Origin of the sequence: Arthrobacter sp. NicSoilC5, from assembly GCF_019977395.1 — a bacterium.
Classification (GTDB): Bacteria; Actinomycetota; Actinomycetes; order Actinomycetales; family Micrococcaceae; genus Arthrobacter.
Map to the genome: position 1 here is coordinate 4,360,384 of NZ_AP024660.1, position 26,344 is coordinate 4,386,727.

The following is a 26,344-nucleotide window of genomic DNA, read 5'->3' on the forward strand; positions in this document are numbered from 1 at the left end:
CCGGGTTTCACCTGGACGTGACAGCAAGCCTGCCTTCGCCCCTCGGTGGGCGTGCGCGTGTCTTCGTTCCAGACTACTAACACAACTGCCGTGCCTGACAGAGAGTTCCGGCAAATATAGGGGAGCCTTGGGCCGCTAGGCTGGTTGGATGTGCAATTCGTCGATTCCCGCCGCCTACCGGGTACCCGCCGCAGACGCGGAACCGGAAGCGGACGCCGGGCGCCGGAAGGATTTCCCGCCTGCGCCGGAGCCCCTGCCAGTACCGGTCATGGACAACCACACCCACCTGGACTTCCCGGAAGGAAAGGGACCCGTCGGGATCAAGGCTGCACTGGATGCGGCAGAGGCCGTGGGCGTGCAGGGTGCGGTGCAGGTGGGCTGCGACCTGGAGTCCTCGCGGTTCACGGTGGAGGCGGTGGACCAGGACCAACGGCTCCTGGGAGCTGTGGCACTGCATCCCAACGATGCTCCGCACTACGCCGCCCGGGGCGCACTGGAAGCGGCCCTTGCCGAGATCGAACAGCTGGCCGCGCATCCCCGCATCCGGGCCATCGGCGAAACCGGGCTGGACTTCTACCGCACGGAGGGCGAGGGGCTGCGGCACCAGGAGTACTCCTTCAGGCGGCACATCGACATCGCCAAGCGCCTCGGCCTCACACTGCAGATCCATGACCGGGACGCTCACAGTGACGTGGTCCGTGTGCTCCGGGAGGAGGGTGCACCGCAAAGGGTGGTGTTCCACTGCTTCTCCGGTGACGAGGACCTGGCACGGACGTGTAACGAACAGGGCTGGTGGATGTCTTTTGCCGGCACCCTGACGTTCAGGAATGCCGCCAACCTCCGTGCCGCGCTCGCGGTCGCGGACCGGGAGCTGGTCATGGTGGAAACGGACGCTCCCTTCCTGACGCCGCACCCACACAGGGGGCGGCCGAACGCGAGCTATATGGTCCCGTACACCGTGCGGGCCATGGCAGAATTGACAGGCTCCGACCTCGCCGCACTTTGCACCTCCATCAGCGAAAATACCCTGCGGGCATACGGATCCTGGGCTTAATCCCACCCTCCTGCGGCACCCTCTATCGCATACCTGGTATGCAAAAATGTTGGCTGCTTTATAACGCTACGGTTACAGTGGGAAACTATTAGCCGGGGTCGGGGAAGGCCAACGGGTAATTTCACTCCACGTGCAGCCGGGCCGGCCTGTCCAACATCAGGCCTCGCCGCTGCGCGGAGTGTGGCGGCGCACTGGTGCCCGGACTCTCCTTTTTGAGGTTGCTCCGGGCATTTTATTGCGCATTCCCCGTGCCCGGATGGACCGAGAGTTACGGGCAATCGTGATCAAGTTCTTCACATCGGACGGCAAGTTCAGCTTTATAAAGGTTGGCGCCCAGCTGCTGGTGCTTTGCGGCCTGGTCGCAGGCCTCGTAGCCTTCGTGGGCAATAACAAAACAATCACGCTCAACGTGGACGGCCAAGCGTCGTCCGTGCAGTCCTTTGGTGGAACAGTGGAACAGGTGGTCAAGAGCGCCAACCTGGACCTGAAGCCCGGCGACCGCGTTTCCCCCTCCCTTGACGCCACCGTCCAGAACGGCACCGTCATCAACATCAACCAGGCCAAAGAAGTCAAGGTCAGCCTTGACGGGGCCGAAAAGACGGTCAACACCACGGCGCAGGACGTCGAAGACCTGGTGACTGAACTCGGTGTGGCCAGTGCCTCGTCCGTTTCGGCGCCCAAGGATGCCACCCTTTCGCTGGCCGGTTCCTACGTCTCCATCTCCACGCCCAAGACCGTCAGCATCGTGGCCGACGGCAAGGTGAACACCGCCACCACCACCGCCCCCACGGTCGGCAAGGTCCTCGAAGACTCCGGCGTAACCCTCGGGGCCAACGACCGCACCTCCCAGCCGGCCAACGCCAACGTGGTGAACAACATGGTCATCAAGGTTTCCCGGGTTGACACCGGCCAGACCGCCGTCACCAGCGAAGACGTTCCCTTTGACACCGTCACCGCCGAAAGCGCGGACATGCTCAAGGGTGAGAAGGAAGTGACCCAGGCCGGGGCCGCCGGAAAGATCGAGCGCACCTTCAAGCTGGTGCTCGTGGACGGCCGGGAGGCTTCCCGCACCCTGGTTTCGGAAAACGTAGCGGTCCAGCCGGTCACCGAGAAGGTCACCGTGGGCACCAAAGCCAAGCCTGCACCCCAGGCCGCCGCAGCCCCCGCGGCCGCCAACACCGGCGCAGCAGCACCGGCCATGATGAACGAAGCCATGTGGGACAAGATTGCCCAGTGTGAGTCCACCGGAAACTGGAGCATCAACAGCGGCAACGGCTACTACGGCGGCCTGCAGTTCGACATCCAGACCTGGATCGGCGCCGGCGGCGGCGCCTATGCGCCCAACGCCAGCCTGGCCACCAAGGCGCAGCAGATCGACATCGCCAACCGCGTCTACGCACAGCGTGGCCTGTCACCGTGGGGCTGCGGCTGGGCCGCCAGCCGCTGATCGGCCGGCATCAACGCGCAAAAAACGGCTGTGGCCGGCCCCGGGTACTCCGGGGCCGGCCACAGCCGTTAACGGGGGAGGGCCAAGTGCCGCGCGGGATAGGATACCTAGGTGACTGAACCGATCCCCGCCGTTCCCGCACCGTTGTTCGGTGCCTCCGACATACGCCGGATGGCAGAGGAAATTGGGGTCAGGCCCACCAAGACCCTGGGCCAAAACTTTGTCATTGACGGCAATACCATCCGCCGGATTGTGGCCGCGGCAGGCGTGGGGCCGGATGAAACAGTGCTCGAGGTCGGTCCGGGGCTGGGCTCCCTGACGCTGGGGCTGCTCGACGCGGCAGCGGCGGTCGTCGCCGTCGAAATCGATCCGGTCCTTGCCGCAAAGCTCCCCGAAACCGTGAACGAATGGCGCCCGGCCGCTGCAAACGCGTTTCACCTGGTGCACGCCGATGCCATGAAGGTCACCGAACTGCCGGTGCAACCCACGGCGCTCGTAGCCAACCTGCCCTACAACGTGGCAGTTCCCGTGGTGCTGCACCTCCTGCAGCATTTCCCCAGCCTGCAGCACGGCCTGGTGATGGTGCAGGACGAGGTGGCAGACCGGTTGGCAGCCGGACCCGGATCCAAAACCTACGGTGTTCCCTCCGTCAAGGCCGCCTGGTACAGCCAGATGCGCAAGGCCGGCGTGATCGGCATGAACGTCTTTTGGCCGGCCCCCAAAATCCATTCCGGGCTTGTGGCCTTCACCCGCCGCGAACCCCCCGCCACCACCGCCACCCGCGAACAGGTGTTTGCCGTCGTGGACGCCGCGTTTGCGCAGCGGCGCAAAACGCTCCGGGCCGCCCTGGCAGGCTGGGCCGGGGGAGCGCCGGAAGCTGAGCGTTGCCTGCTGGCAGCCGGCGTCGACCCCACCGCACGCGGCGAGGTCATCGACATCGCCGCATTCGCCAGGATCGCCGAAGCCAGGGAAAACCGCCCGTGAACGCGGGACTTGAGAGGGCGGCCAGGGGGCGGTTCGCGGCCAGGACGGTGCGCGTCAAGGCGCCCGGCAAGGTCAACGTGTCCCTCGCCGTTGGGCCGCTGCGGCCTGACGGCTACCACTCGGTGGCCAGCGTCTACCTCGCAGTGTCCCTCTATGAGGAAGTGGCAGCGACCAGCACCGCCGCCCCGGGAATCACCATCAGCCTCAGCCCCGAAAGCACCCTGGACCTCGACGCCGTCGACATCCCCCTGGACAGCAGCAACCTGGCCTACAAGGCGGCCGCCATCATGGCCGACGTCTCCGAACACGCCACCGGCGTGCACCTGGAGATCACCAAGCGGGTCCCGGTGGCCGGCGGCATGGGCGGCGGATCGGCCGACGCCGCTGCCACGCTCCTGGCCTGCGACGCCCTCTGGAACAGCGGGCTGTCCCGCGAGGAACTGGCACACCTTGCAGCGGAACTGGGTGCCGACGTCCCCTTCTCTCTCCTGGGTGGAACCGCCGTCGGACTTGGCCTGGGCGACGAACTCTCTCCGGCCCTGGCCAAGGCGCAGACCCACTGGGTCCTGGTGGTGGCCGACTACGGCCTCTCCACTCCCGAGGTCTACCGGACGCTGGACCGGTTGCGCGACGCCGAGGGAATCGACGCCGGGGAACCCACCGGTGTTGACCCGAAGATCCTGGCGGCGCTGCGGGGCGGCGACGCGGAATCCCTGAGCCGCGTGCTGGTCAACGACCTGCAAAGGGCGTCCATTGAACTCTCGCCTGCGCTGCGCGATACGCTGGGAATCGGCGAGTCCCACGGCGCCATGGCGGGCATGGTCTCCGGATCCGGCCCCACCGTGGCTTTGCTGGCCGAGGATTCCGTGGCAGCCGCTGCCCTCGCAGAGGACCTGCAGCGCTACGGCCTGACAGCACTCGCCGTCCACGGCCCGGTCCCGGGCGCGCGCATCATCTCCGACACCCTCCTTTAATACTTCCAGTCCGGCAGCAGAAAGCAGTTCCCTTTGGCACACCTTCTTGGCGGCGAAAACCTCACGGTTTCCTACGCAACCCGCACCGTCCTGGACGGCATCACCCTGGGACTGGAGGAGGGGGACCGGATCGGCATGGTGGGCCGCAACGGTGACGGCAAGTCCACCCTGATGCGCCTGCTGTCCCTGCGCTCCACCCCGGACTCCGGCCGTGTCACCAAACGCGGCGACGTCAACGTGGGATACCTGGACCAGAGCGACGTACTCGACGGCGACCTCACGGTGGGTGCTGCGATCGTAGGGGACCAGGCGGACTACGAATGGGCCCGCAACCCCCGCATCCGGGAAATCATGGGCGGCCTGGTGTCCGACGTCGACTGGCACGCCAATGTCCACGCCCTCTCCGGCGGCCAGAAGCGGCGGGTGGCCCTGGCCAAGCTGCTCATCGAGGACCACGACGTCATCATGCTCGACGAACCCACCAACCACCTCGACGTCGAGGGCGTTGCCTGGCTGGCCCGGCACCTGAAGACGCGCTGGCGGCCCAACCAGGGCGCCTTCCTGGTGGTTACCCACGACCGTTGGTTCCTCGACGAAGTCTGCACCAAGACCTGGGAGGTCCACGACGGGATCGTGGACCCCTTTGAAGGCGGTTACGCCGCCTACGTCCTGGCCCGGGCCGAACGGGACCGGATGGCATCCGTGGTGGAGGGCAAGCGCCAGCAACTGGTCAAGAAAGAACTCGCCTGGCTGCGCCGGGGTGCCCCTGCCCGGACCGCCAAGCCGAAGTTCCGGATCGAGGCAGCCAACGCGCTCATCGCCGACGTGCCGGCTCCGCGTGACTCCATGGCGCTGAGCAAGATGGCCACCGCCCGCCAGGGCAAGGACGTCCTGGACCTTGAGAACGTGTCCCTGAACTTCCAGGGCGGCGACGACGGCAGGAAGCTCTTCGACAACATCACCCTCCGGCTGGCCCCGGGGGAGCGGCTGGGCCTGGTGGGCGTCAACGGCGCCGGCAAGACCACCCTCCTGAAACTGCTCAACGGCGAGATCGCGCCCGACGCCGGGAAGCTGAAGCGCGGCAAAACAGTGGTCACCGCGGTCCTCACCCAGGAGGTCAAGGAGCTCGACGACGTCGCTGACCTGCGTGTCATTGAGGTCATTGAGCGGGAAAAGCGTTCCTTCAACGTGGGCGGCAAGGAATTCACGGCCGGCCAGCTGGTGGAGCAGCTCGGGTTCACCAACCAGAAGCAGTGGACGCCGGTGAAGGACCTCTCCGGCGGTGAGCGCCGCCGCCTGCAGCTCCTCCGGCTGCTGGTGGGCGAACCCAACGTGCTGATGCTCGACGAGCCCACCAACGACCTCGACACCGATACCCTCGCCGCCGTCGAGGACGTCCTGGACGGCTGGCCGGGCACCCTGGTGGTGGTCAGCCACGACCGCTACCTGCTTGAACGGGTGACCGACCACCAGATGGCACTGCTCGGCGACGGCAAGCTGCGCGGCCTGCCGGGGGGCGTGGACCAGTACCTTGAACTGCGCGAGTCAGCCTTGGCCGGCTCAACCGTGACCGGCGGCGGAAACCCCGTCACCAGCGCCGGGCAGGCGCAGGCTGCCGGGGGGACCGGTGCGGGTCCCTCCGAGGCCGAGAAGCGCGACGCCCGCAAAGCCCTCAACAGGATCGAGCGCCAACTCAAGAAGCTCGACCAGGAGGAAAAGAAGCTTCACGACGCCATGGTGAAGACCACCGAGGCCGGCGACTTCGACAAGCTCGCCGACCAGAACAAGCAGCTTAAAGACCTCACGGACGAAAAGGACGCCCTGGAACTGGAGTGGCTGGAGTCCTCGGAACTCCTGGGCGACTGACCCCCTTCGCCGCGGACGGAACCACGGCAAGGCTTAGGGTTCAGACTGCAGCTCAGGGTCCTTCTTGAGGCCGGTCAGGCCGTTCCAGGCGAGGTTGACCAGGTGCGCGGCAACGGTCTGCTTGTCGGGCTGGCGGCTGTCCTGCCACCATTGCCCCGTCATCGCCACCATGCCCACGAGCATCTGGGCGTACATGGCGCCGTCTTCGCCGCTGAGGCCGCGGCGGGAGAATTCGTCGGAGAGGATGTGTTCCACCCGGGCGGTGACGTGGGACAGCAGGGTGGAGAAGGCGCCCTCGGGCTGTGAGGGCGGAGCGTCGCGCATCAGGATCCGGAAGCCCTCCGTGCGTTCCTCGATGTAGGTAAGCAGGGCCAGGGCGGCGCGTTCCACGAGGACGCGGGGCTTGGCTTCCTCGGTGAGGGCAGCGTTGACCGCGTCCAGCAGGATGTGGAATTCGCAGTCCACTACTTCGGTGTAGAGGCCTTCTTTGGAACCGAAGTGTTCATAGATGACCGGTTTGGACACTCCCGCGCAGGCTGCAATCTCCTCGATGGTGGTCCCGTCCAGCCCGCGGACGGCGAAAAGGCCGCGGCCGACGTCGATCAGCTGGCTCCGGCGCTGCAGGCCGGTCATCCGCATCCGCGGAAGGTTGTTGCTCACCTTCCCATCATGCCCCACCGCCGGCGGCGGTATTCAGCGGGGCGGGCGGGAGCTGAGCGCCCCGTGTCGCGCGGGGCCCTGAACACGTGGCAAAATAGGGACTTGTGCCCCGGGCCTTGAGTCCTCCGGCACGGTCCGCTCTGGTGTAACGGCAGCACCCCGGCCTTTGGAGCCGTGGAGTATAGGTTCGAATCCTATGGGCGGAACTGCTGCGCGGGGCGCGATCATGAGGATGGCACCCGGTGCCCGGCGGCCTGGCCCGCCGGACGCCGTCAAGCGCCAGCACAATCAAGCAAGGAGAGCCCGTACGTGATCCCCGAGAATGCCGGCCCGGCCGCTGTAATCGTTCTGGCAGCAGGCGCCGGTACCCGGATGAAGTCGCGTACCCCCAAGATCCTGCATGAGATCGGCGGCCTCTCCATGGTGGGCCACGCCCTCCGTGCGGCCCGCGGCATCGCCCCGCAAAGGCTTGCGGTTGTGGTGCGCCACGAACGCGACCTGGTGGCCGGCCACGTATCGGCCCTCGACCCCGACGCCGTCATTGTGGACCAGGACGACGTGCCCGGCACCGGCCGCGCCGTGGAAGCCGCCCTGCATGCCCTGCACGCGGATGAGGACCTGGCTGGAACCGTAGTGGTCACCTACGGTGACGTGCCCCTGCTGTCCGGCGACCTGCTGAAGGAACTCGTTGCCACCCACGAACGCGAAGGCAACGCCGTCACGGTCCTCACGGCGGTCCTGGACGACGCCGCCGGCTACGGCCGCATCCTTCGCGGTGAGGACGGCTCCGTCACCGGCATCCGCGAACACAAGGACGCCTCCGAGGCCGAAAAGCTGATCCGGGAAGTCAATTCCGGGATCTACGCCTTCGACGCCGCCGTGCTCCGCGAGGCGCTGGCCAAGGTGACCACCGACAACGCCCAGGGGGAGAAATACCTCACCGACGTGCTGGGACTCGCACGCGAGGCAGGCGGCCGCGTTGCCGCCGTCGTCACGGCTGACCGCTGGCAGGTGGAGGGCGCCAATGACCGCGTCCAGCTCGCCGCCCTCGGCGCCGAGCTGAACCGCCGCACGGTGGAAGCCTGGATGCGTGCCGGCGTCACTGTCGTGGACCCCTCCACCACCTGGATCGATTCCTCCGTCACCCTGGACGAGGACGTCCGGCTCCTGCCCAACACCCAGCTGCACGGCACCACCACGGTGGCCAGGGACGCCGTCGTGGGCCCCGACACCACCCTGACCGACGTCGAGGTCGGCGAGGGCGCCACGGTGGTCCGCACCCATGGCTCCGGCTCGGTGATCGGCCCGCGCGCCGCCGTCGGCCCCTTCACCTACCTTCGCCCCGGCACCGTCCTGGGCGAAAAGGGAAAGATCGGCGCCTTTTACGAAACCAAGAACGTCACCATCGGCCGTGGCTCCAAGCTGTCCCACCTGGGGTATGCCGGGGACGCCGAAATCGGCGAGGACACCAACATCGGCTGTGGCAACATCACGGCCAATTACGACGGCGAGAAGAAGCACCGCACGGTGATCGGCTCGGGCGTCCGGACAGGCTCCAACACGGTCTTTGTTGCCCCGGTCACCGTGGGGGACGGCGCCTACAGCGGCGCCGGCGCGGTGATCCGCAAAGACGTACCGGCCGGTGCCCTGGCGCTGAGCATCGCTGCACAGCGCAACACCGAAGGCTGGGTTCCGGCGCACCGCCCCGGAACCCGCTCCGCCGAACTGGCCCAGGCGGCCACCAATGACTCCTCAAGTACCCCGGCATCTACAGAAGAGGGCAAGTAACAATGAGCGAAATTACGGCGCACGGCGAGAAGAAGCTGGTGCTTGCCTCCGGGCGGGCCCATCCGGAGCTGGCCCGGGAAATCGCCAAGGAGCTCGGCACCGAACTCCTCCCGCTGGATGCCTACGACTTCGCGAACGGCGAGATCTACGTCCGCGCCGGCGAGAGTGTCCGCGGCACCGACGCCTTCGTGATCCAGGCGCACCCCGCCCCGCTGAACAACCACCTGATGGAACAGCTGATCATGATCGATTCGCTGAAGCGGGCCTCTGCCAAGCGGATCACCGTGGTTTCGCCGTTCTATCCCTATGCCCGCCAGGACAAGAAGGGCCGCGGCCGCGAACCCATCTCCGCCCGGCTGGTGGCGGATCTCTACAAGACCGCCGGCGCCGACCGCATCATGAGCGTGGACCTGCACACCTCCCAGATCCAGGGCTTCTTCGACGGCCCGGTTGACCACCTGATGGCCATTCCGCTGCTGGCCGACTACATCCGGACCCGCGTGGGCTCGGACAACATCACCGTTGTGTCCCCGGACACCGGCCGCGTCCGCGTCGCCGAACAGTGGGCCGAACGCCTGGGCGGGGCACCCCTTGCCTTCGTCCACAAGAGCCGCGACCTCACCGTCCCCAACCAGGCCGTCTCCAAGACCGTCGTGGGCCAGATCGAGGGGCGCACCTGCGTCCTGATCGACGACATGATCGATACCGGCGGAACCATCTCCGGCGCCGTCACCGTCCTGAAGAACGCCGGCGCCAAGGATGTCATCATCGCCGCCACCCACGCCGTCTTCTCCGACCCCGCCGCCCGCCGCCTCTCGGAGTCCGGCGCGCGCGAAGTGGTGGTCACCAACACGCTCCCGCTCGGTTCGTCCCAGCGCTTCCCGCAGCTCACGGTCCTTTCGATCGCGCCACTGATCGCCCGGGCCATCCGCGAGGTGTTCGACGACGGATCGGTCACCAGCCTCTTCGACGGCAAGGCCTAGGACAGTACTTGACGAAACCCTGCCGGCAGGAGCCGGCGGGGTCTGGGCCTACACCGCCCCCTGAGCTTGCGAGCTCAGGGGGCGGTGCGGATTAAAGGAAATGGTCCCCGCACTGGTAGGCTTTTAGGCGATACCTTGGCGAGGGAGGGCATAACCTCCGTTATCGACTGGGTCTGCGTCCCTCCTACGGGGACTGCCTTCTTGAAGGGCCGCCTTCCGGCCGCCCGGCGTTGAAGGTCACACCAGACCTCCGCCCTTGCTGAACCCCGTTTAGTCTTCAAGGAGATTTCCATGTCTGAGCAGAAGCTCGCAGCAGAACTGCGCACCGAATTCGGCAAGGGCTACGCCCGCCGCGCCCGGATGGCCAACCTGATCCCCGCCGTCATCTACGGCCACGGCGCAGACCCCATCCACGTGACCCTGCCGGCAAAGGCCACCACCCTGGCCGTCCGCACCCCCAACGCCCTGCTGTCCCTGGACATCAACGGCGAAGGCCACCTGGCCCTGGTCAAGGACGTCCAGCGCGATCCCGTAAAGCAGATCATCGAGCACATCGACCTCCTGACCGTCCGCCAGGGCGAGAAGGTCACGGTTGACGTTCCGGTCCACGTTGAAGGCGAATCGGCCCCCGGCACCGTCCACAACCTGGAACTGACGGTCGTCTCCCTCGAGGCCGAGGCCACCCACCTGCCCACCGCCATCGAGGTCAGCATCGAAGGCCGCGCCGCCGGCGAGCACATCCACGCCTCCGACCTGGTCCTGCCCAAGGGCACCGTCCTCCTGACCGACGCCGAGGCACTCGTGGTGAACATCTCCGAGGCCGTCGAAATCGCCGAGGAAGGCGAAGAAACCGAAGCTGCCGCAGAAGGCGCAGCAGAGGAAGCTCCCGCAGCCGAAGAAGAAGCAGCCGAGTAACCACTCCGCCGTTTCCCGCAGTGGCCGGACCTCCAGGGGTCCGGCCACTGCCATGTCCGCAGGCCGGCGTCCTTCTATGCGCTGCCATCCTGTCCACGCCGTCCCCCTAGGATTGAACCCATGACAGACACCTGGCTGATCGTCGGCCTCGGCAACCCCGGCGCGCAGTACCAAGGCAACAGGCACAACGTAGGCCAGATGGTGCTCGATGAAATTGCGGGCCGCATCGGGGCCGGCTTCAAGACCCATAAGGCCCGGGCCCAGGTCCTTGAAGGCCGGCTGGGCATTGGTGGGCCCAGGGTGGTCCTGGCGAAGCCGATGAGCTACATGAACGTTTCCGGTGGGCCGGTCTCCGCCCTCGCCAACTTCTATGGCATCGCCGCAGACCATGTGGTCGCGGTACACGACGAGATCGACATCCCGTTCAACACGGTCAAACTCAAGCTCGGCGGCGGGGAAGGCGGCCACAACGGTTTGCGGGACATCTCCAAGGCGCTCGGCACCAAGGACTACCTGCGGGTCCGTGTAGGGGTGGGCCGTCCGCCCGGCAGGATGGACACCGCCGACTACGTATTGCGAGACTTTGGCACCGCGGAGCTCAAGGAACTGCCCTTCCTGCTGGACGACGCAGCCGATGCCGTAGAGTCCCTCCTCCGTGACGGGCTCACTGCCGCCCAGCAGAAATTCCACCCTGCCAAAGCGGCCTCACCACAGACAGAAACGTAAAAGTTCCCTCCGGCCCTGTTTCCGTGTCTGTGGCACAGGGTACTCTTCTTCCTATGCGGGGGAGCAATGGGGCTACATCCCGCTATTGCAGGATGTAGGGGAAAAGTTCATGTCGATCGAGCCACTCAGCTGGGGACGTGGGTCAACGCCGCAAGGTGACGGGCTGCCCACGCCGACCTCCGGGGCCCCGGAGGGCCAGCAATGGTCCATGCCTGCACGAAGCGCCAACCTCGACGCCGTCCGCACCGCCCTGACCAGCGAAAACTCCCTGGGTGTTGTGATCACCGGTGCCAGGGGAGTGGGTAAGTCCTCCTTGGCCCGCGCAGCAGTTGCGGACCTCGGTCCGGACGTCTGGTCATTGCAGCTCCGGAGCGGGCCTTCGGGCTCCACCACCCCGTACGGCTGCCTGTCGTTCCTGCTGGCCCGGCTGCCGCAGGCCTACATGGGGTCGCCCACCGCCATCCTGCGCGGCATCACCTCGCTTATCCGCAGCGACGCCGCCGGAAGGCCCTGCGTCATCACGCTGGACACCTCCACCAGCATCGACGACATGAGCGCCGGCGTGCTGCTGAACGTCCTGCTGACCGGTACGGCGAAAATTGTTGCAGTTGCCCCCAATTCCAGTGACTTGCCGGCGGATTTCCACTGGCTGCTCACGGAACGGAAGCTGACCGAAGTACGGCTCAGCAACCTCAACGAGCTGCAGACCAGGCAGGTCCTGCTGTCCCTGCTGGGCCACCGCGTCGCTTCCTCACTGGTCAGCACCTACCACCAGATGGTGGGTGGAAATCCCTTGCTGCTCAAAGCCCTGGTCACCGAACAGCAGCTCTCCGGAAACCTTGTCCTGTCTGATTCCGTCTGGACGCTGCGGGACAAGGTGGTTCTCGACGGCGCTGCCAGCCTTGATGACATCGTCCGTTCCCGGTGGTCGCGGGAAACACCCGGAACCCGCGAGGTCATCGAGATGCTCTCCTGCGCCCGGCGGGTGGAGCTCTCCAGCCTCACCGCCATTTACGGCGCGGACGTGGTCGCTGACATGGAAGACGGCGGCCTGCTGGAGATTGATGACTCCGAGCACCGCTGGGTGTCGCTGCGGGAGAAATACATCGGGGACGTCGTGAGGACCTGGCTGAGCATTTCCCGGCGGCGGGAGCTTCGCAACGTTTTGCTGGGCGGCCGGGAGCCGGATCCGGCAGCCATGACGGTGGAGGAACTGATGTCCTTTGCCGCCTGGACCCACGAGTGCGAGGCCGAGCTGGCTCCGGCGCTGGCGCTGGCGGCGGCCCAGGCCGCGGTCCAGCTCTTCGATCCCCGTTTTGCTTTGACCTACGCGGATATGGTGCAGAGGACCGACGCCGGGTGGGCGTCCGCGCAGCGGCAAAAGGCCGCGGCGTATCTTCAGTTGGACCTGCCGGTCCAGGCCCTCTCCGCCCTGGAGGATATTTCCCAGCCAGAACTTGAGGCCCTGGACTTTGAGGAATATGCCCAGGTAGTTGCCGCCAAAGCGCGGGTCATGCGCTCCCTTCCGGAGCAGGCGGCCAAGGTCCCGGAATTGCTCGCCTCCGCCCGGGAACGGCTGGACCGGACGGCCCAGGGGTCTTCCTGGCCCGCGCCGGCAGCAGTGGCGGCGAACCGCATCTCCTTGAGTGAATTCGAATACCAGGCCCATGCCGGTGAGTACGCTGCCATGATCCCCGCGCTCGAACGTGCGGCCGATCCCGCCGTCAACCCGGACACCGAGTTCCGGCTCCAGTCCTCGATCACCCTGATGGGCGCCCTCGCGCTGACCGGTCGCGAGATGGACGCACTGGGCCTTATGCGGCAGCTTGGCGGCCAGCTCACCGACGCCTCGCACATCGTCGGCCTCCGTGAGCGCTACATCAGGGAGGCCTACTTCGTCCTGCTGGTGGCGGGGCAGTGGCGGCGCTGCATCGATCTCCTCACGCCCTTCAGCGCCGGCCAGCCCCACCGGCTGCCGTACCGCAGCGCCGCCACCGAGCTCGCTGCCGGGGTGGCCTTTGCTTTTTCCGGCCGCGGCGAAGCCGCCCTGGAGCCCCTGATCTCCGCTGCAGCCCAGCTGGAGCTGCAACCGGTCCAGGCGGCGCTGCGAACCGCGTACGCGGCCACGGCGCTGGCTTATGCGCAGACCGGCAACGCTGCGTTCGCCCGCAAGTACCTCACCAAGCTGCAACGGACTTCCGGCAAGGCAGGATTTGCCACGGAGAGCATCATCGAGTTCTGTGCGCTGGTCGCCGGCCGGTGGCTGGGAGACTCGGAAGCGGTGGCCGGCCTCAAGCAGGGTGCCCGCCGTAACCTGGAGGCGGGCAGGCACACCATCGCCGGCCTCTACCTGCTGGCAGCAACCGTGAACGGCAGCGATACCGACTTCCGTCTTCTGGAGGACATCGCCGGTCACAGGCAGGGCCCGCTGGCGGAAGTGTCACGGCTGATCGCCGTCGGAAGCAGGACAAAGGATGCCAAGGCCCTGCTCGCTGGCGGCGAACTCGCGGCCACGCTCGAACTCGACGCCGTGGAAGCCCGATGCATGGCACTTGCGGTGGATTTCGCCCGCCAGGAGGGGGACGCCCTCTCTGCACGGACGGCGCAGGCACGGCTGGACATCCTGGCCGCCACAGTCTCCAACCTGCCGATCGTGCCCAGCAGCGGGAGCCCGCTGCTGACCAGCCGGGAACGGCAAATTGCCCGCATGGCCGGCCGCGGCGCCTCAAACCGTGACATCGCCATGGAAATGGGTGTGTCAGTCCGCACCGTTGAAGGCCATCTGTACCAGGTCTTCACTAAGCTGGGCGTGACTTCAAGGGGTGATCTGACTGGACTCGTCTAATGGCCACAAGCCGCCGGCTGCGCACCGGCTCCTGACCGGCCGCCGGGAGCCGGTGGACCGGATCTGCAACATGGTGCGGAACGGCACCCACCAGGCCGTCTTCATCATGGCCGGCGCGGGCATTGGAAAGTCGGCAGTGACTGACGCCGTGACGGAGCGCCTCGCCGGGAGCATGAGTATCCTGCGCATCCACGCCAGCTCGGCCCTGGCAGGGGTGCCGTTCGGGGTCCTGACTCCCTATACGGGGGAGCTCACGGCGGAGGAGTCCGTCTCACCCGTCGCGGTGCTCCGTTCCATGTGGTCATACTTCGAGAAGCTGAAGGGCGGCAACGGAGCTCCTGTCCTGCTTGCCGTGGACGATGCCCACCACCTGGACGACGCATCGGCAGGCGTGCTGGCCGAGGTGATCTCGGCCGGCTGGGCCACCGTGGTGGCGGCCGCCCGTCCCCGGCCCGGCCTGCCGCAGCCGTTGGACCAGCTGTGGTACGACGGTCTTGCCGAGCGCGTGGACCTCCGTCCCCTCAACCGCGAACAGATTGAAGAGGTCCTGGCCCACGCCCTTGACGGGACAGTCCCTGGAGCGACTGTGGACGCCATTTGGAATGCGTCGGGAGGCAACCCCCGGATACTCGATGCCCTGCTCCATGACTCTGCTGAGGCCGGCGTCCTCGCTAAACGCAACGGAATCTGGATGCTGCTGGGCTCCCTGCCCGCGGACGGGCCACGCCTCGCAGCGGTGGTGGCCAAGGACCACCTCCGGCGCGGGCCCGAGGAACAGGAAGCCCTGAAGCTCATCGCCCTCGCAGGGCCGGTGGGCAGGAAAGTCATCGAAGACATCAGCGGGGCTGCGGTGGTCCGTTCACTGCTGGACCAGCAAATGATCGTTGAAGCGCCCGGCATCCCGGCCGAGCTTGCCATCTGGAACGGGCTCTTTGCCGGCGCCATCAGGAATACTGTCTCCGTCTCCCGCAGCCTCCAGCTGCTGGAGAAGGTCAAGGCCCACCAGGACCCCACCCTGCTGCAGGGGGAGGGCCGGCTGCGATCCGTGGAGTGGGCCCTGGAGTGCGGACTCCGGGTCAGTGACGACGAGCTGCTGTCGGCAGCCAAAGAGGCCCTGCTGAGGTTCCGCAACCACAGTGCGCGTTCCATCGCGGCACGCATCCACCATCCTCCGCTGGTTCCGATGGCCCAGGCCATCCAGGCGCGGGCACTGTACAACGAAGGCTCCTATTCGGAGGCCGCGGCCCTCCTGGACGCCTGCTGGCTCCCGCTGGCGGGGGACACCGAGGGTCCGGCGGTTCTGCTGCTCCGGGTTTCGGCACACCAGGCCCTCGGCCACCCCCTTGGCGTGGTGGCGGAGGACGTCGAAAAGCACGCCGCACCTTCCGGCGGCGAAAAGAGCTGGCAGGAAGAACTCCTGCACCTGCTGCAGCTGGCTGCCGAGGTCAACGTCCAGGCGTTGAACGACTACGTGGACGCCATGCGGAAGCGCCGCGCAGGCTCCGGCGGCGAACCCCTCCGTGCCATGGCCGAGGGGCTGCTGGCCCATGCCCTGGCTTCCGCCGGACGCCCCGTACAGGGCCTGGAGGCTGCCCTGCTGGCAGCCTCGGAGCTTCCCCCGTTGCAGGGCAGCCTTTTTTTCTTCCCGGAGTTCGTGCTGGGGCGGCTGGTCTCCGACTACCTGGCCATGGGTGAATGGGAGTCGGCTGAGCGGGAACTCAACCACTACGCCGCCGGAAATGCACCCGGGGCCGCCACCTTCAACGGAAGCCTTGAGCTGCTCCAGGGCTACTCGCTGCTGCGGCAGGGGAGAATGGAGCGCGCCTACCAGGTGCTGCTGCCCGCCGTCGAGGCGCTGAGGCTCAATGACCCGCTGCAGCTGTACCGGTTCGGCACCGCACTGGGCTTCTACGCTGCCGCCAGGCTGGGGGACTCGGAACAGGCAAAGCGCCTGGAACAGGATCACAAAGATGCCGGTGCCGGCTGGCCCGCGCATGATCTCCTTGCTGAAGCCTACGTGTCCGCGGCTGCCGAATACCTTGCCCGGGACGGCAAGGGCCTGGCCGCCTTACAGACGCTGATGACCACCACGGAGGCGTCCGCCCGGACCGGAAACCTCCTTGAAGTCTTCGCCATGTGCTGGGACCTCGGTGACCCCTCGGTTGTCCCCATGGTGCAGACGGCCGCCCGCGGGGTGGAAGGCCGCTGGGCGGAAGCCCTGCTGACCCTGGCCACCGCTTGGGAAAACGCCGACGGCGATACCCTCATGGCAACGGCTGGCTCGCTGGAGGAGGCAGGCTTTGTCAACCTGGCCCGGGAAGCGTATGCCCGCGCCAGCACGGTACTGGAACAGGCCGGCGAACGCCGCCGGTCCCGGCAAGCCGTTGCCCAGCGCGAGAAGTGCGACCACGAACTCGGGGAACGGTTCCGGGAAGGCCGCTTCATTGCAGCGGCGCCGGCCGTCCGCCTCACCCGGCGGGAACAGGACATCGTGGAGCTGGCAGTGCAGGGGCTGACCGACCGGGAGATTGCGCAGCGGCTGATGGTCTCCGTACGGACGGTGGAGGGCCACCTGTACCGCACCTACGTCAAGCTTGGGGTCCGAAGCCGCGATGAGCTGGAGTCCGCCCTCCCCAAGTAGGTCCCGGCCGCCGCGCGCGCTGTTTTCCGCATAGCTGTCCGTTCCCAGGTCCTGTGCGCCCTCGTGCGGGTAGCCGCTGCCCGCCGGACGCAGGTTCCCGCTGCCCACGGGTCGCCGGCCGCGTAGGAGGGCCGCGCCCCGGTAGTTCTCCCCGGGGGATTCGAGTACTTCCTACTCGTGTACGGGAGGCCGCCGCAGGCTTTACTTAAGGAGGCAAAGCAAAGCGGCCGGCTGGAAGCCGCGGAGCAGGCCGAACAGGACATTGAGGCCCTCTCAACTTCCGGTCCCCACGGGGCCGGGCATAGACGGGGCCGGCGACGTCAGAGTCTTCTGAGACCGAGACTCTCCCCCCAGCCGTCGCCGGCCCTCTGCTCCCTCGGCTGAAGCCCGGGGCAGCGGTGGCGGCTGCCCCTCCCGGGCGGCCGCCACAGCCGTGTGTGGGACAATTGGGTGTCAGACATTGGCAGCCCAAGGAGTTCGTTTTGGCCGTAGTATCAACGCCAGCCACACTGGAACATGCCGTCCCTGTCATGGACAACGCCGAGGTGCTGCGCATCCGCAATGACTTCCCGGTCCTTAACCAGCTGGTCAACGGGCAGCCGCTGGTCTACCTCGACTCCGGGGCCACGTCGCAGAATCCCTTGAGCGTCATCGAAGCGGAGCAGGAGTTCTACGAGCAGCGCAATGCTGCGGTGCACCGCGGGGCCCACCATCTTGCGGTGGAGGCCACGGAGGTCTTCGAAGACGCCCGGCAGACCATTGCCGACTTCATTGGTGCCGACTACGCCGAAACCATCTGGACGTCCAACGCCACAGAAGGACTGAACCTCCTGTCCTATGCGCTCTCCAATGCCGGGCTGTGGGCTGCCCAGGGGCGCGGCGACCAAGCCCTCAGGGGGCTGGCCCTGAAGCCCGGAGACGAAATCGTGGTGACGGAAATGGAGCACCACGCCAACCTGATTCCGTGGCAGGAGCTGGCATTCCGCACGGGGGCCACGCTCCGCTACATCCCCATTGGGGATGACGGCAGCCTCCGCATGGAGCAGGCGGAAAGCATCATCGGCCCGCGCACCAAAGTCCTGGCTTTCACCCACGCGTCGAACGTCCTGGGAATCATCAACCCCGTACGGGAACTGACGGCCCTGGGACATGCCGTGGGCGCCTTGGTTGTCCTGGATGCCTGCCAGTCCGCGCCGCACCTGCCCTTGGATGTCAAGGAGCTGGACGTGGATTTCGCGGTCTTCTCCGGCCACAAGATGCTTGCCCCCACCGGGATCGGAGTGCTCTACGGGCGCCAGGAGCTCCTGGACATCCTGCCGCCGTTCCTGACGGGCGGATCCATGATCACCACTGTCACCATGGAACGGGCCGAGTACCTTCCGGCGCCGCAGCGTTTCGAGGCCGGGACGCAGCGCATCTCCCAGGCAGTTGCCCTGGCCGCCGCCGCCAACTACCTCACCGAGACGGGGCTGGACCGCATCCACCGGTGGGAGGCAGAGCTGGGCCAGCGCATGGTGGTGGGACTGGAGGGCATTCCCGGTATCAGGGTCTTGGGTCCGGCCGCCGGGCAGGAGCGGATCGGCCTTGCCGCGTTCGACGTCGAAGGTGTCCACGCCCACGACGTCGGCCAGTTCCTGGACTCACGGGGAATTGCCGTCCGCGTGGGGCACCACTGCGCCCAGCCGCTGCACCGAAGGCTTGGCCTGACAGCCACCACCCGCGCCAGCGCCTACCTCTACAACACCACTGACGACGTGGACCGCTTCCTCGAAGCCGTCGCGGGCGTCCGGGCCTACTTCCGCGCCTAGCGGAGAAGACGAAAGGTGACACCATGAGCCTTGACCAGCTGTACCAGCAAATCATCCTGGATCATTCCAAGGCCCGCCACGGCAGCGGGCTGGCCGCCACGGAAGCGCCCGAAGGCACGTCCACGGGGCAGTCCCACCAGCTCAACCCGGTGTGCGGAGACGAAGTGACCCTTCGGCTCGCCGTCCAGGAGGGAAAGGTGGCCCAGATTGCGTGGGACGGGGCCGGGTGCTCCATCTCCATGGCCTCCGCATCCGTCCTCACCGACCTCGCCGAAGGCATGACAGTGGCCGAGCTGCATGAAGTCATCGACAGCTTCCGGGAGGTGCTGCGCTCCCGGGGCAAGGTCCACGCCGATCCCGAACTGCTGGGGGACGCCGCTGCGTTCGAAGGAGTGGCCCGCTACGCAGCCCGGGTGAAGTGCGCCATGATTTCCTGGGTGGCGGCCGAGGACGCGCTCAACCAGGCGGCCTGAGCCGGACAGCAAACAGCCCGGGCCTTCCTCCAGCAGGAGGAAGGCCTGGGCTGTTTCGCGCAGACGGCGCCTGGCGTGGTCCGGCAGCCTAGCCGAGCAGGCCGAGGACGCCGATTACGGCGGTGGCCAGTCCGAGCACCATGGAGATGCTTACCAGCACCACGTGCACGGTCAGGAACCTGGTTGCCTTGCCGGCGGCATCCCTGGCGCGCGGATCCTTCATGACCCGGCGAAGGAACTGCGGCCAGACCACCAGGGACCAGACGCCGGCGATGATCAGGACCAGCGCGGCGAAGACGGGAAGCTGCATGGGGCTAGTGGCTTTCCAGCCAGGCCTGCGCCTGGGCAGCCTGCAGGTTCAGTGCCTTGGCCACCATGGGCTCGGCGGCGTCGGCGATCTTTCCGCCGAGGAAGGGTACGGAAGACTTCACGGCGCCTTCCAGCTCAACGCGGGTTCCGCCGGCGTCTGCCACCAGGCGCTGGACAGCGGTGACGTCCACCGGGGCGCCGGCAATCTTCAGCGAGATGTTGCTCTGGCGGGAGCCGTCCGCCGCGGGGGCTTCCCAGTTCTCCACCTGGGTCACCTTGAGGTGCTCACCCACGAATTTGCGGGCGATTTCGGGCAGCCGGGTGGTGGGGAGGGTGCGTACGGAGGTGGCGTTGAAGGCCCCTGCGATGTCGCCGTCCACGGTGAATGATTCCAGGGTGCCGCCCACCAGCTGGCTGACGTGGCGCTGGAAATCCTCGTTCACCAGCACAGCGGCAACGCTGTCAACGGAGTGCGGAAGGGTGGTGGTTGCGCTCAGCGCCATGGGTCCTCCTGGGACGTCGGGAAAGGATTTACGCCTCCAACATCCTACGGGGTCAGCTGGGCGCGGTCCGCATCGGCCAGTTTCTGCGCGGCCGTGGTGATGTTCCGTGCCATGGCCGGGAAGATCAGGCTGTGGAAGGGGAGGACGGCGAGCCAGTAGAGCCGTCCGCTCAGGCCCTTGGGAAAGAAAATGGCGCGCTGCCGGTAGCGGCTGCCACCGCCGTCGGGCTCAACGGACAGTTCCAGCCAGGCCCGTCCCGGCGCGCGCATCTCCGCCCGCAGCCGCAGGAGGCTGCCGTGTTCGATCTTCTCCACCCGCCACCAGTCCACTACTTCCCCCGCCACCAGCGTGTGCGGGTGCCGGCGGCCGCGGAGCAGGCCTGCGCCGCCGGTGAGTTTGTCCAGCCAGCCGCGGACCTGCCAGGCCAGGGGCAGCGAATACCAGCCGTTGCGTCCGCCGATGCCTTCGATGATGGTCCAGACATGGGCGGGATCCACGTCGCCGTGGAACGTCCGCTCGTCGATGTACACCTTGTGCCCGGCCCAGTCGGGGTCGCTGGGCAACGGATCGGAGTCGGCGCCGGCATTGGCCCACGTGGTTTCCACCTGGCCGTCCCGCTCTTTGCCCAGTGCCAGCGCCACCGCTGTCCGGTAAGGGGTCAGGCCGCCGTCGGGCTGCGGGATGTACTCGTCGACGTCGTGCTCGTTGGACACCGCGTCATGCTGCAACGACTGGACCAGCGGGACCGCCATGGACCACGGGATGGGCGTGGTCAGCGCCACCCAGATGCCTGCCAGCTTAGGCGCAGGGATGGGCAGCGCCAGCACCACCCGGTAGGGCAGGCCTGCTTCCGCAGAGTATTCCTGCATCATCCTGGCGTAGGTCAGCACCTGCCGGCAGCCGATATCGAACGTCCTGTTGATGGTGCCCTCCAAGGACGCGGCAGCCACCAGGTAGTACAGGACGTCGCGGACGGCGATGGCTTCGATCCGGTTGCGCACCCAGCTGGGCGCCGGCATCAGCGGCAGTGTTTCGGAGAGATGGCGGATCATTTCGAAGGACGCGGAGCCGGAACCGATCACCACGCCTGCCTGGAACACCACGGCGTCCACGGGGCTGTCCAGGAACACCTTGCCCACCGCCTCCCGGGACCGCATGTGGGTGGACAGCTCGACCCCTTGCGGGTGCAGGCCGCCCAGGTACACGATCCTGTGCACTCCCGCGGCGGCGGCAGCGTCCGCGGCGGTCCTGGCCATGGCCTTTTCCTTCGCTTCGAACCCGGCCCCGGCAGCCATGGAATGGACCAGGTAGTAGAAGACGTCGACGCCGGCCAGGGCTTCGCGGAGGGCATCGCCATCGTCGAGGCTGCTTTGCACGACGTCCACGTTGTCCCGCCACGGGACCCCGGCGATTTTCTCGGGGGAGCGGACCAGCACCTTCACGGTGTGGCCTGCCTCGAGCAGCCTGGGCACCAGCCGCCCGCCGATGTAGCCGGTAGCACCGGTCACGAGGACGGTCTTCGGTGTTGGCTGGGCACTCATTGCGGTCATGCTGGCTCCTGTTCGTCCCAAGCAATTCGCAGCGGCCGCCCATGAGGACGGCTGCCCGGCGAAAAGGCTGCGGAAATGGATCGGCATTGCCAGCCTAGATCCATTCCCGCGGTGATAGGCGCCGTGCCGCCATGTCGTTCCTGCGCGGTAGGCTGGGAGAACCCGGGATTCGCAGCGAATTTCGGGTTTTCGCGTTGCCTGCTTGTCTTCGATGAACACCACAGGAGCTTCCGCCATGAGTCTTCCCGGCCAGTCCGCCGCCGGCACATCCAGCACAGGCAACTCCGCCGCGCTCCCGACGCTGGACGGACTCCGCCGCGCCCTTGAACCGGACCAGACGTTCGCCCGGGTCCAGGCCGAGGCCGCCCGTGGCTTTGCCGTCCGCGGCCAGGATTACCAGATCAGTGCGCCCGCGGGCCTGCGCCCCGTGCTGCTGGCGGAGATGGCGGACGGCCTCGCCGCGGCCGCAGCAGCACAGTCCGTGGAGCCGGGCGTCGTGCTTGCCGTCACCGCCACCGGCCGTGAGGCGGAGGATCTGTCCGCAGCCCTGCGCGCCTACCTGCCTGCCGATTCGGTGGCCGAGTTTCCCAGCTGGGAGACCCTGCCGCACGAGCGGCTTTCGCCGCGTTCGGACACGGTGGGCCGCCGGCTGTCCGTGCTGCGCCGCCTGGCACACCCGGAAAGCTCGACGGCGGCCCGGCTGCGCGTCGTCGTCGCGCCCGTCCGCGCCGTGGTCCAGCCCGTGGTGGCCGGCCTCGGCGACCTGGTCCCCGTCACCCTCAAGGTTGGCCAGGACGTTCCGTTCAGCAGCGTGGTGAAGAGCCTGGCGGACGCCGCCTACGCCAGGGTGGACATGGTGACGCACCGCGGCGAGTTCGCTGTCCGCGGCGGCATCATCGACGTCTTCCCGCCCACGGAGGACCACCCCATCCGGGTGGAGTTCTTCGGCGACGAGGTGGACCAGATGCGCTGGTTCGCGGTGGCTGACCAGCGCTCGCTGTCCGCCCCCGGCATCCACCACCCCACCGAACTGCACGCCCCGCCGTGCCGTGAAATCCTGATCACCCCCTCGGTGATGTCCCGCGCGGCTACGCTGAAATCCCAGCTTCCGGCCGCCGCCGACATGCTGGAGAAGATCGCCGGCGGCATCGCGGTGGAAGGCATGGAATCGCTGGCACCTGTCCTGGTGGACGCGATGGTTCCCTTCGTGGACCAGTTGCCGGCCGATTCCATCGCCGTGGTGATCGAACCCGAGAAGGTGCGGACCCGTGCGCACGACCTCGCTGCCACCAACGAGGAGTTCCTTGAGGCGGCGTGGTCCACCGCGTCCGACGGCGGGGCCGCACCCCTGGATCTCAGCTCACAGGCGTCGGCCGCGCTGCATTCGGCGAGCTTCCGGTCGCTGGCCGAAACCCGCGGCTCAGCCCTGGCGCACGGGGTCTCCTGGTGGTCCATCACCTCGCTGGCCCAGGATGCGGAGCTGCTGCCTGAGATCGACGTCCTGAACCTGCACGCCCGGGAACCCCGCGGCTACCAGGGCGACGTTGCGGAGATGATGGACTTCATCGGCTCCCACGTCCGCGACCAGTGGCGGATCGTGGTGGCTACCGAGGGCCCGGGGCCCGCGCAGCGCCTGGCGGAACTCTTCCACGAAAACGACATCCCCTGCGCCCGGGTGGACAGCCTGGACCACGAGCCCCAGGCCGGCATCATCGAAGTGACCACCGCCGCCGTCGGCCGCGGCTTTGTCCTGGACGGGCTCAAACTTGGCCTGCTCACCGAGGCCGACCTGCTGGGCCGTACCTCTGCCGGGTCCACCAAGGACATGCGGCGGATGCCCTCCAAGCGGCGCAACGCCGTCGACCCCCTGCAGCTGGTGGCAGGGGACCACGTGGTCCACGAACAGCACGGCATCGGCCGGTTCGTGGAACTCATCCAGCGCAAGGTGGCCGGCGGCGGCGACGGCGTCCGGGAATACCTGGTGCTCGAATACGCGCCCGCCAAGCGCGGCGCCCCCGGCGACCGCTTGTTCGTCCCCACGGACCAGCTGGACCAGGTGACCCGCTACGTTGGCGGCGACGCCCCGGTCCTGAGCAAGATGGGCGGCGCGGACTGGGCCAGCACCAAGTCCAAGGCCCGCAAGGCCGTCAAGGAGATCGCCGGTGAACTGATCCGGCTGTACTCGGCCCGCATGGCCTCCCGTGGGCACGCCTTCGCCCCCGACACCCCCTGGCAGCGCGAGCTCGAGGAAGCCTTCCCGTACGTGGAGACGCCGGACCAGCTGACCACCATCAACGAGGTCAAGGCGGACATGGAGCGGGAAATCCCCATGGACCGGCTGGTGTCCGGCGACGTGGGCTACGGAAAGACCGAAATTGCGGTGCGTGCTGCGTTCAAAGCCGTGCAGGACGGCAAGCAGGTGGCGGTGCTGGTGCCCACCACCCTGCTGGCCCAGCAGCACTACGAGACCTTCACGGAGCGGTTCTCCGGTTTCCCCCTGCGCGTCAAGCCGCTGTCCCGGTTCCAGTCCGCCAAGGAGTCCAAGGAAACCGCCGAGGGCGTCAAGAGCGGCGCCGTGGACGTGGTGATCGGCACCCACCGGCTGCTGTCCAAGGACTTCGAGTTCAAGGACCTCGGCCTGGTGATCGTTGATGAGGAACAGCGGTTCGGCGTGGAACACAAGGAAGCGCTGAAGAAGATGCGCACCAACGTGGACGTCCTGGCCATGAGCGCCACCCCGATTCCCCGCACCCTGGAAATGTCCCTCACCGGCATCCGGGAAACCTCTACCCTGGCCACCCCGCCGGAGGAGCGGCACCCGGTGCTGACCTACGTTGGCCCGTACACGGACAAGCAGACCTCTGCCGCCATCCGCCGCGAGCTGATGCGCGAAGGGCAGGTGTTCCTGGTCCACAACCGGGTGTCCACCATCGAACGGACCGCGGCGAAGATCCGTGAACTGGTCCCGGAAGCACGGGTTGAGGTGGCACACGGCAAGATGTCCGAAAGCCGCCTGGAACAGATCATCGTGGACTTCTGGGAACGGCGCTTCGACGTCCTGGTGTGCACCACCATCATCGAGACCGGCCTGGACATCTCCAATGCAAACACGCTGATCGTGGACGGGGCGGACAAGTACGGCCTGTCCCAGCTGCACCAGCTCCGCGGCCGTGTAGGCCGAGGCCGTGAACGAGCCTACGCGTACTTCCTGTACCCCTCAGAGAAACCCCTGGGCGAGGTGGCGCTGGAACGGCTCAAAGCCGTCGCCGCACACAACGAGCTCGGTGCCGGCATGCAGCTGGCCATGAAGGACCTGGAGATCCGCGGTGCCGGCAACCTGCTGGGCGGGGAACAGTCCGGCCACATCCAGGGGGTGGGTTTCGACCTGTACATCCGCCTGGTGGGTGAGGCCGTGGCGGACTTCCGCGGCGAAGCCGAAGAGAAGGCCGCGGAGATGAAGATCGAGCTGCCGGTCAACGCGCACCTGCCGCACGACTACGTTCCCGGCGAACGGCTGCGCCTGGAGGCCTACCGCAAGCTCGCCGCAGCCCTCACCAACGAGGCCATCGACGAGGTCCAGGCCGAGCTGGTGGACCGCTATGGCGAGCTGCCGCTGCCCGCGCAGAACCTGGTGGGGGTGGCGCGGTTCCGTGTCGCCGCCCGTGAGGCCGGCCTGTCCGACGTGGCGCTGCAGGGCAACTTCATCAAGTTCTCCCCGGCATCGCTCCCGGAGTCCAAGACCATGCGGCTGAACCGGATGTACCCCGGGTCGCAGTCCAAGCCGGCCCTGGACGCCATCCTCATTCCCAAGCCCAAGACGGCACGGATCGGCGGCCGGGACCTTCAGGACGCCGAGATCCTGGAATGGGCCAACGGCGTCATCCGGAACATCTTTTCCGATGCCCCACTGGCGGTGAGTTAGCACTTGATGGGAGGACACCACGCCGCGTCGGGAGCCGCGGCGTGGGTAGCTGTTGCGTCCACCGGCCCGTACACGCTGGGCTGGTACCCGCTGGATCCCACCGGCATCTTGATCGGCGGCATGGCCACCGCGGGCACCGCACTGGTGTGCGACTGGGACCACCGGTCCAGCACGGTGGCCCATTCGCTGCCGCCGCTGTCCAACGTGATTGCGCGCGGCATTGAGAATGCCAGCGGCGGCCACCGGCAGGGCACGCACTCCATCCTCGGGGCGGCGTTCTTCGTGTTCCTGGCCGGCCTGGCATCGCAGGTCCACATGGACACGGGATGGGGGCGCCTCTCCGTGGGCGCCGGGCTGTTGTGCATGTTCCTGATCAACATCGCGGCGAAGGCACTGAAACTCTTTCCCAAGAGCGGTTTCATCTCCAACTGGATCTTCGCGCTGGTCATGGCCGGCCTGGTCACGGCCTACGCGCCGGAACAGTGGACCTGGCTGCCCACGTCGATGCTGATCGGGGTGGTGGTGCACATCGTCGGAGACCTCATCACCACCGGGGGAGTGCCGCTGCTGTGGCCGCTGGTGGTCCGGCCGCCGAAAATCCTCCGCCGGCTGCCCCTGCTGCGGAACATCTGGCGCTCCAACGGCGCCCTGTCCGTGCCCCTGCTGGGCCGGGCCGGTTCCAAGCGGGAATGGCTGGTGCTGATCCCGGTGAGCGCCTACGCCATGGTGGGGATGACCATGGCCGGCTGGGCCATTGCCCAGCACCACTGGGGCCGCGTGGCGGCAGCCGCAGGCGCGTGGATCAGGCTCTGGTTCTAGCCGGGGGCACCATTATCAACAGACGAAGAAGGGACCCCGGACAATGTCCGGGGTCCCTTCTTGTGCTGCTGTTCAGG

The 26,344-nt window shown here is 67.2% G+C and carries 19 protein-coding genes and 1 tRNA gene; 16 read left to right on the forward strand and 4 right to left on the reverse strand.

The window, feature by feature from the left end:
• Positions 1 to 148 precede the first annotated feature (148 nt).
• From LDO22_RS20310 to LDO22_RS20330, 5 genes are all read left to right on the forward strand, one after another.
• The gene (locus LDO22_RS20310; RefSeq protein WP_224025472.1) at positions 149 to 1,054 is read left to right on the forward strand and encodes a TatD family hydrolase; all 906 of its coding nucleotides are present in this window, start codon (positions 149 to 151) and stop codon (positions 1,052 to 1,054) included.
• Between the two features lie 256 nt (positions 1,055 to 1,310).
• The gene (locus tag LDO22_RS20315; protein ID WP_224025473.1) at positions 1,311 to 2,501 is read left to right on the forward strand and encodes a resuscitation-promoting factor; all 1,191 of its coding nucleotides are present in this window, start codon (positions 1,311 to 1,313) and stop codon (positions 2,499 to 2,501) included.
• A gap of 111 nt (positions 2,502 to 2,612) precedes the next feature.
• Positions 2,613 to 3,485 carry a 16S rRNA (adenine(1518)-N(6)/adenine(1519)-N(6))-dimethyltransferase RsmA gene (gene rsmA / locus LDO22_RS20320; protein ID WP_224025474.1) on the forward strand — a complete coding sequence of 291 codons (873 nt, stop codon included), beginning with the start codon at positions 2,613 to 2,615 and terminating at the stop codon, positions 3,483 to 3,485.
• On the forward strand, positions 3,482 to 4,459 hold the full coding sequence (locus LDO22_RS20325; protein WP_224025475.1) for a 4-(cytidine 5'-diphospho)-2-C-methyl-D-erythritol kinase: 978 nt from the start codon (positions 3,482 to 3,484) through the stop codon (positions 4,457 to 4,459). Before rsmA ends, LDO22_RS20325 begins: the two co-directional genes overlap by 4 nt.
• 33 nt (positions 4,460 to 4,492) lie before the next feature.
• Entirely contained in the window at positions 4,493 to 6,325 is a 1,833-nt protein-coding gene (locus LDO22_RS20330) for an ABC-F family ATP-binding cassette domain-containing protein (RefSeq protein WP_224025476.1), read from the forward strand.
• A gap of 33 nt (positions 6,326 to 6,358) precedes the next feature.
• On the opposite strand, the gene LDO22_RS20335 is transcribed toward LDO22_RS20330, so the two are convergent.
• Complete coding sequence (locus tag LDO22_RS20335) at positions 6,359 to 6,985, reverse strand: TetR/AcrR family transcriptional regulator (RefSeq protein WP_159632496.1); 627 nt, start codon at positions 6,983 to 6,985, stop codon at positions 6,359 to 6,361.
• 134 nt (positions 6,986 to 7,119) lie between these two features.
• On the opposite strand from LDO22_RS20335, the gene LDO22_RS20340 reads away from it, so the two are divergent.
• The 9 genes from LDO22_RS20340 (at position 7,120) to sufU (ending at position 19,164) form a co-directional block, all read left to right on the forward strand.
• A tRNA-Gln gene (locus LDO22_RS20340) sits at positions 7,120 to 7,191 on the forward strand.
• 103 nt (positions 7,192 to 7,294) lie between these two features.
• Positions 7,295 to 8,773: a bifunctional UDP-N-acetylglucosamine diphosphorylase/glucosamine-1-phosphate N-acetyltransferase GlmU gene (glmU, locus tag LDO22_RS20345; RefSeq protein ID WP_224025477.1), complete on the forward strand. Its 1,479-nt coding sequence runs from the start codon at positions 7,295 to 7,297 to the stop codon at positions 8,771 to 8,773.
• A gap of 2 nt (positions 8,774 to 8,775) precedes the next feature.
• Positions 8,776 to 9,756, forward strand: a complete 981-nt coding sequence (locus tag LDO22_RS20350; RefSeq protein ID WP_159632494.1) for a ribose-phosphate diphosphokinase — start codon at positions 8,776 to 8,778, stop codon at positions 9,754 to 9,756.
• Positions 9,757 to 10,047: 291 nt separating this feature from the next.
• On the forward strand, positions 10,048 to 10,671 hold the full coding sequence (locus tag LDO22_RS20355; RefSeq protein ID WP_159632493.1) for a 50S ribosomal protein L25/general stress protein Ctc: 624 nt from the start codon (positions 10,048 to 10,050) through the stop codon (positions 10,669 to 10,671).
• A 120-nt stretch (positions 10,672 to 10,791) separates the two neighbouring features.
• Positions 10,792 to 11,397 carry an aminoacyl-tRNA hydrolase gene (gene pth, locus LDO22_RS20360; protein WP_224025478.1) on the forward strand — a complete coding sequence of 202 codons (606 nt, stop codon included), beginning with the start codon at positions 10,792 to 10,794 and terminating at the stop codon, positions 11,395 to 11,397.
• 208 nt (positions 11,398 to 11,605) lie between these two features.
• On the forward strand, positions 11,606 to 14,242 hold the full coding sequence (locus LDO22_RS20365) for a LuxR family transcriptional regulator (protein WP_224025479.1): 2,637 nt from the start codon (positions 11,606 to 11,608) through the stop codon (positions 14,240 to 14,242).
• A 70-nt stretch (positions 14,243 to 14,312) separates the two neighbouring features.
• Positions 14,313 to 16,883 carry a LuxR family transcriptional regulator gene (locus LDO22_RS20370; RefSeq protein WP_224025480.1) on the forward strand — a complete coding sequence of 857 codons (2,571 nt, stop codon included), beginning with the start codon at positions 14,313 to 14,315 and terminating at the stop codon, positions 16,881 to 16,883.
• A gap of 482 nt (positions 16,884 to 17,365) precedes the next feature.
• Positions 17,366 to 18,691 (forward strand): SufS family cysteine desulfurase, encoded by a 1,326-nt coding sequence (locus LDO22_RS20375; protein WP_224025481.1) that lies wholly within the window; start codon positions 17,366 to 17,368, stop codon positions 18,689 to 18,691.
• 23 nt (positions 18,692 to 18,714) lie between these two features.
• Positions 18,715 to 19,164 carry a Fe-S cluster assembly sulfur transfer protein SufU gene (gene sufU / locus LDO22_RS20380; RefSeq protein WP_159632488.1) on the forward strand — a complete coding sequence of 150 codons (450 nt, stop codon included), beginning with the start codon at positions 18,715 to 18,717 and terminating at the stop codon, positions 19,162 to 19,164.
• Positions 19,165 to 19,252: 88 nt separating this feature from the next.
• On the opposite strand, the gene LDO22_RS20385 is transcribed toward sufU, so the two are convergent.
• From LDO22_RS20385 to LDO22_RS20395, 3 genes are read right to left on the reverse strand one after another with little or no spacing between them, the layout of a single operon-like run.
• Positions 19,253 to 19,474 carry a hypothetical protein gene (locus tag LDO22_RS20385; protein WP_159632487.1) on the reverse strand — a complete coding sequence of 74 codons (222 nt, stop codon included), beginning with the start codon at positions 19,472 to 19,474 and terminating at the stop codon, positions 19,253 to 19,255.
• A 4-nt stretch (positions 19,475 to 19,478) separates the two neighbouring features.
• A complete protein-coding gene (locus tag LDO22_RS20390; protein WP_159632486.1) occupies positions 19,479 to 19,976 on the reverse strand; it encodes a DUF2505 domain-containing protein in 498 nt (165 codons plus the stop codon).
• A 44-nt stretch (positions 19,977 to 20,020) separates the two neighbouring features.
• A complete protein-coding gene (locus LDO22_RS20395) occupies positions 20,021 to 21,526 on the reverse strand; it encodes an SDR family oxidoreductase (protein WP_224025482.1) in 1,506 nt (501 codons plus the stop codon).
• Positions 21,527 to 21,761: 235 nt separating this feature from the next.
• Between LDO22_RS20395 and mfd the strand changes: the two genes are divergently transcribed.
• A complete protein-coding gene (gene mfd, locus LDO22_RS20400; RefSeq protein WP_224025483.1) occupies positions 21,762 to 25,448 on the forward strand; it encodes a transcription-repair coupling factor in 3,687 nt (1,228 codons plus the stop codon).
• A gap of 6 nt (positions 25,449 to 25,454) precedes the next feature.
• Positions 25,455 to 26,267, forward strand: a complete 813-nt coding sequence (locus LDO22_RS20405) for a metal-dependent hydrolase (protein WP_224025484.1) — start codon at positions 25,455 to 25,457, stop codon at positions 26,265 to 26,267.
• The last annotated feature ends 77 nt before the right edge of the window (positions 26,268 to 26,344 follow it).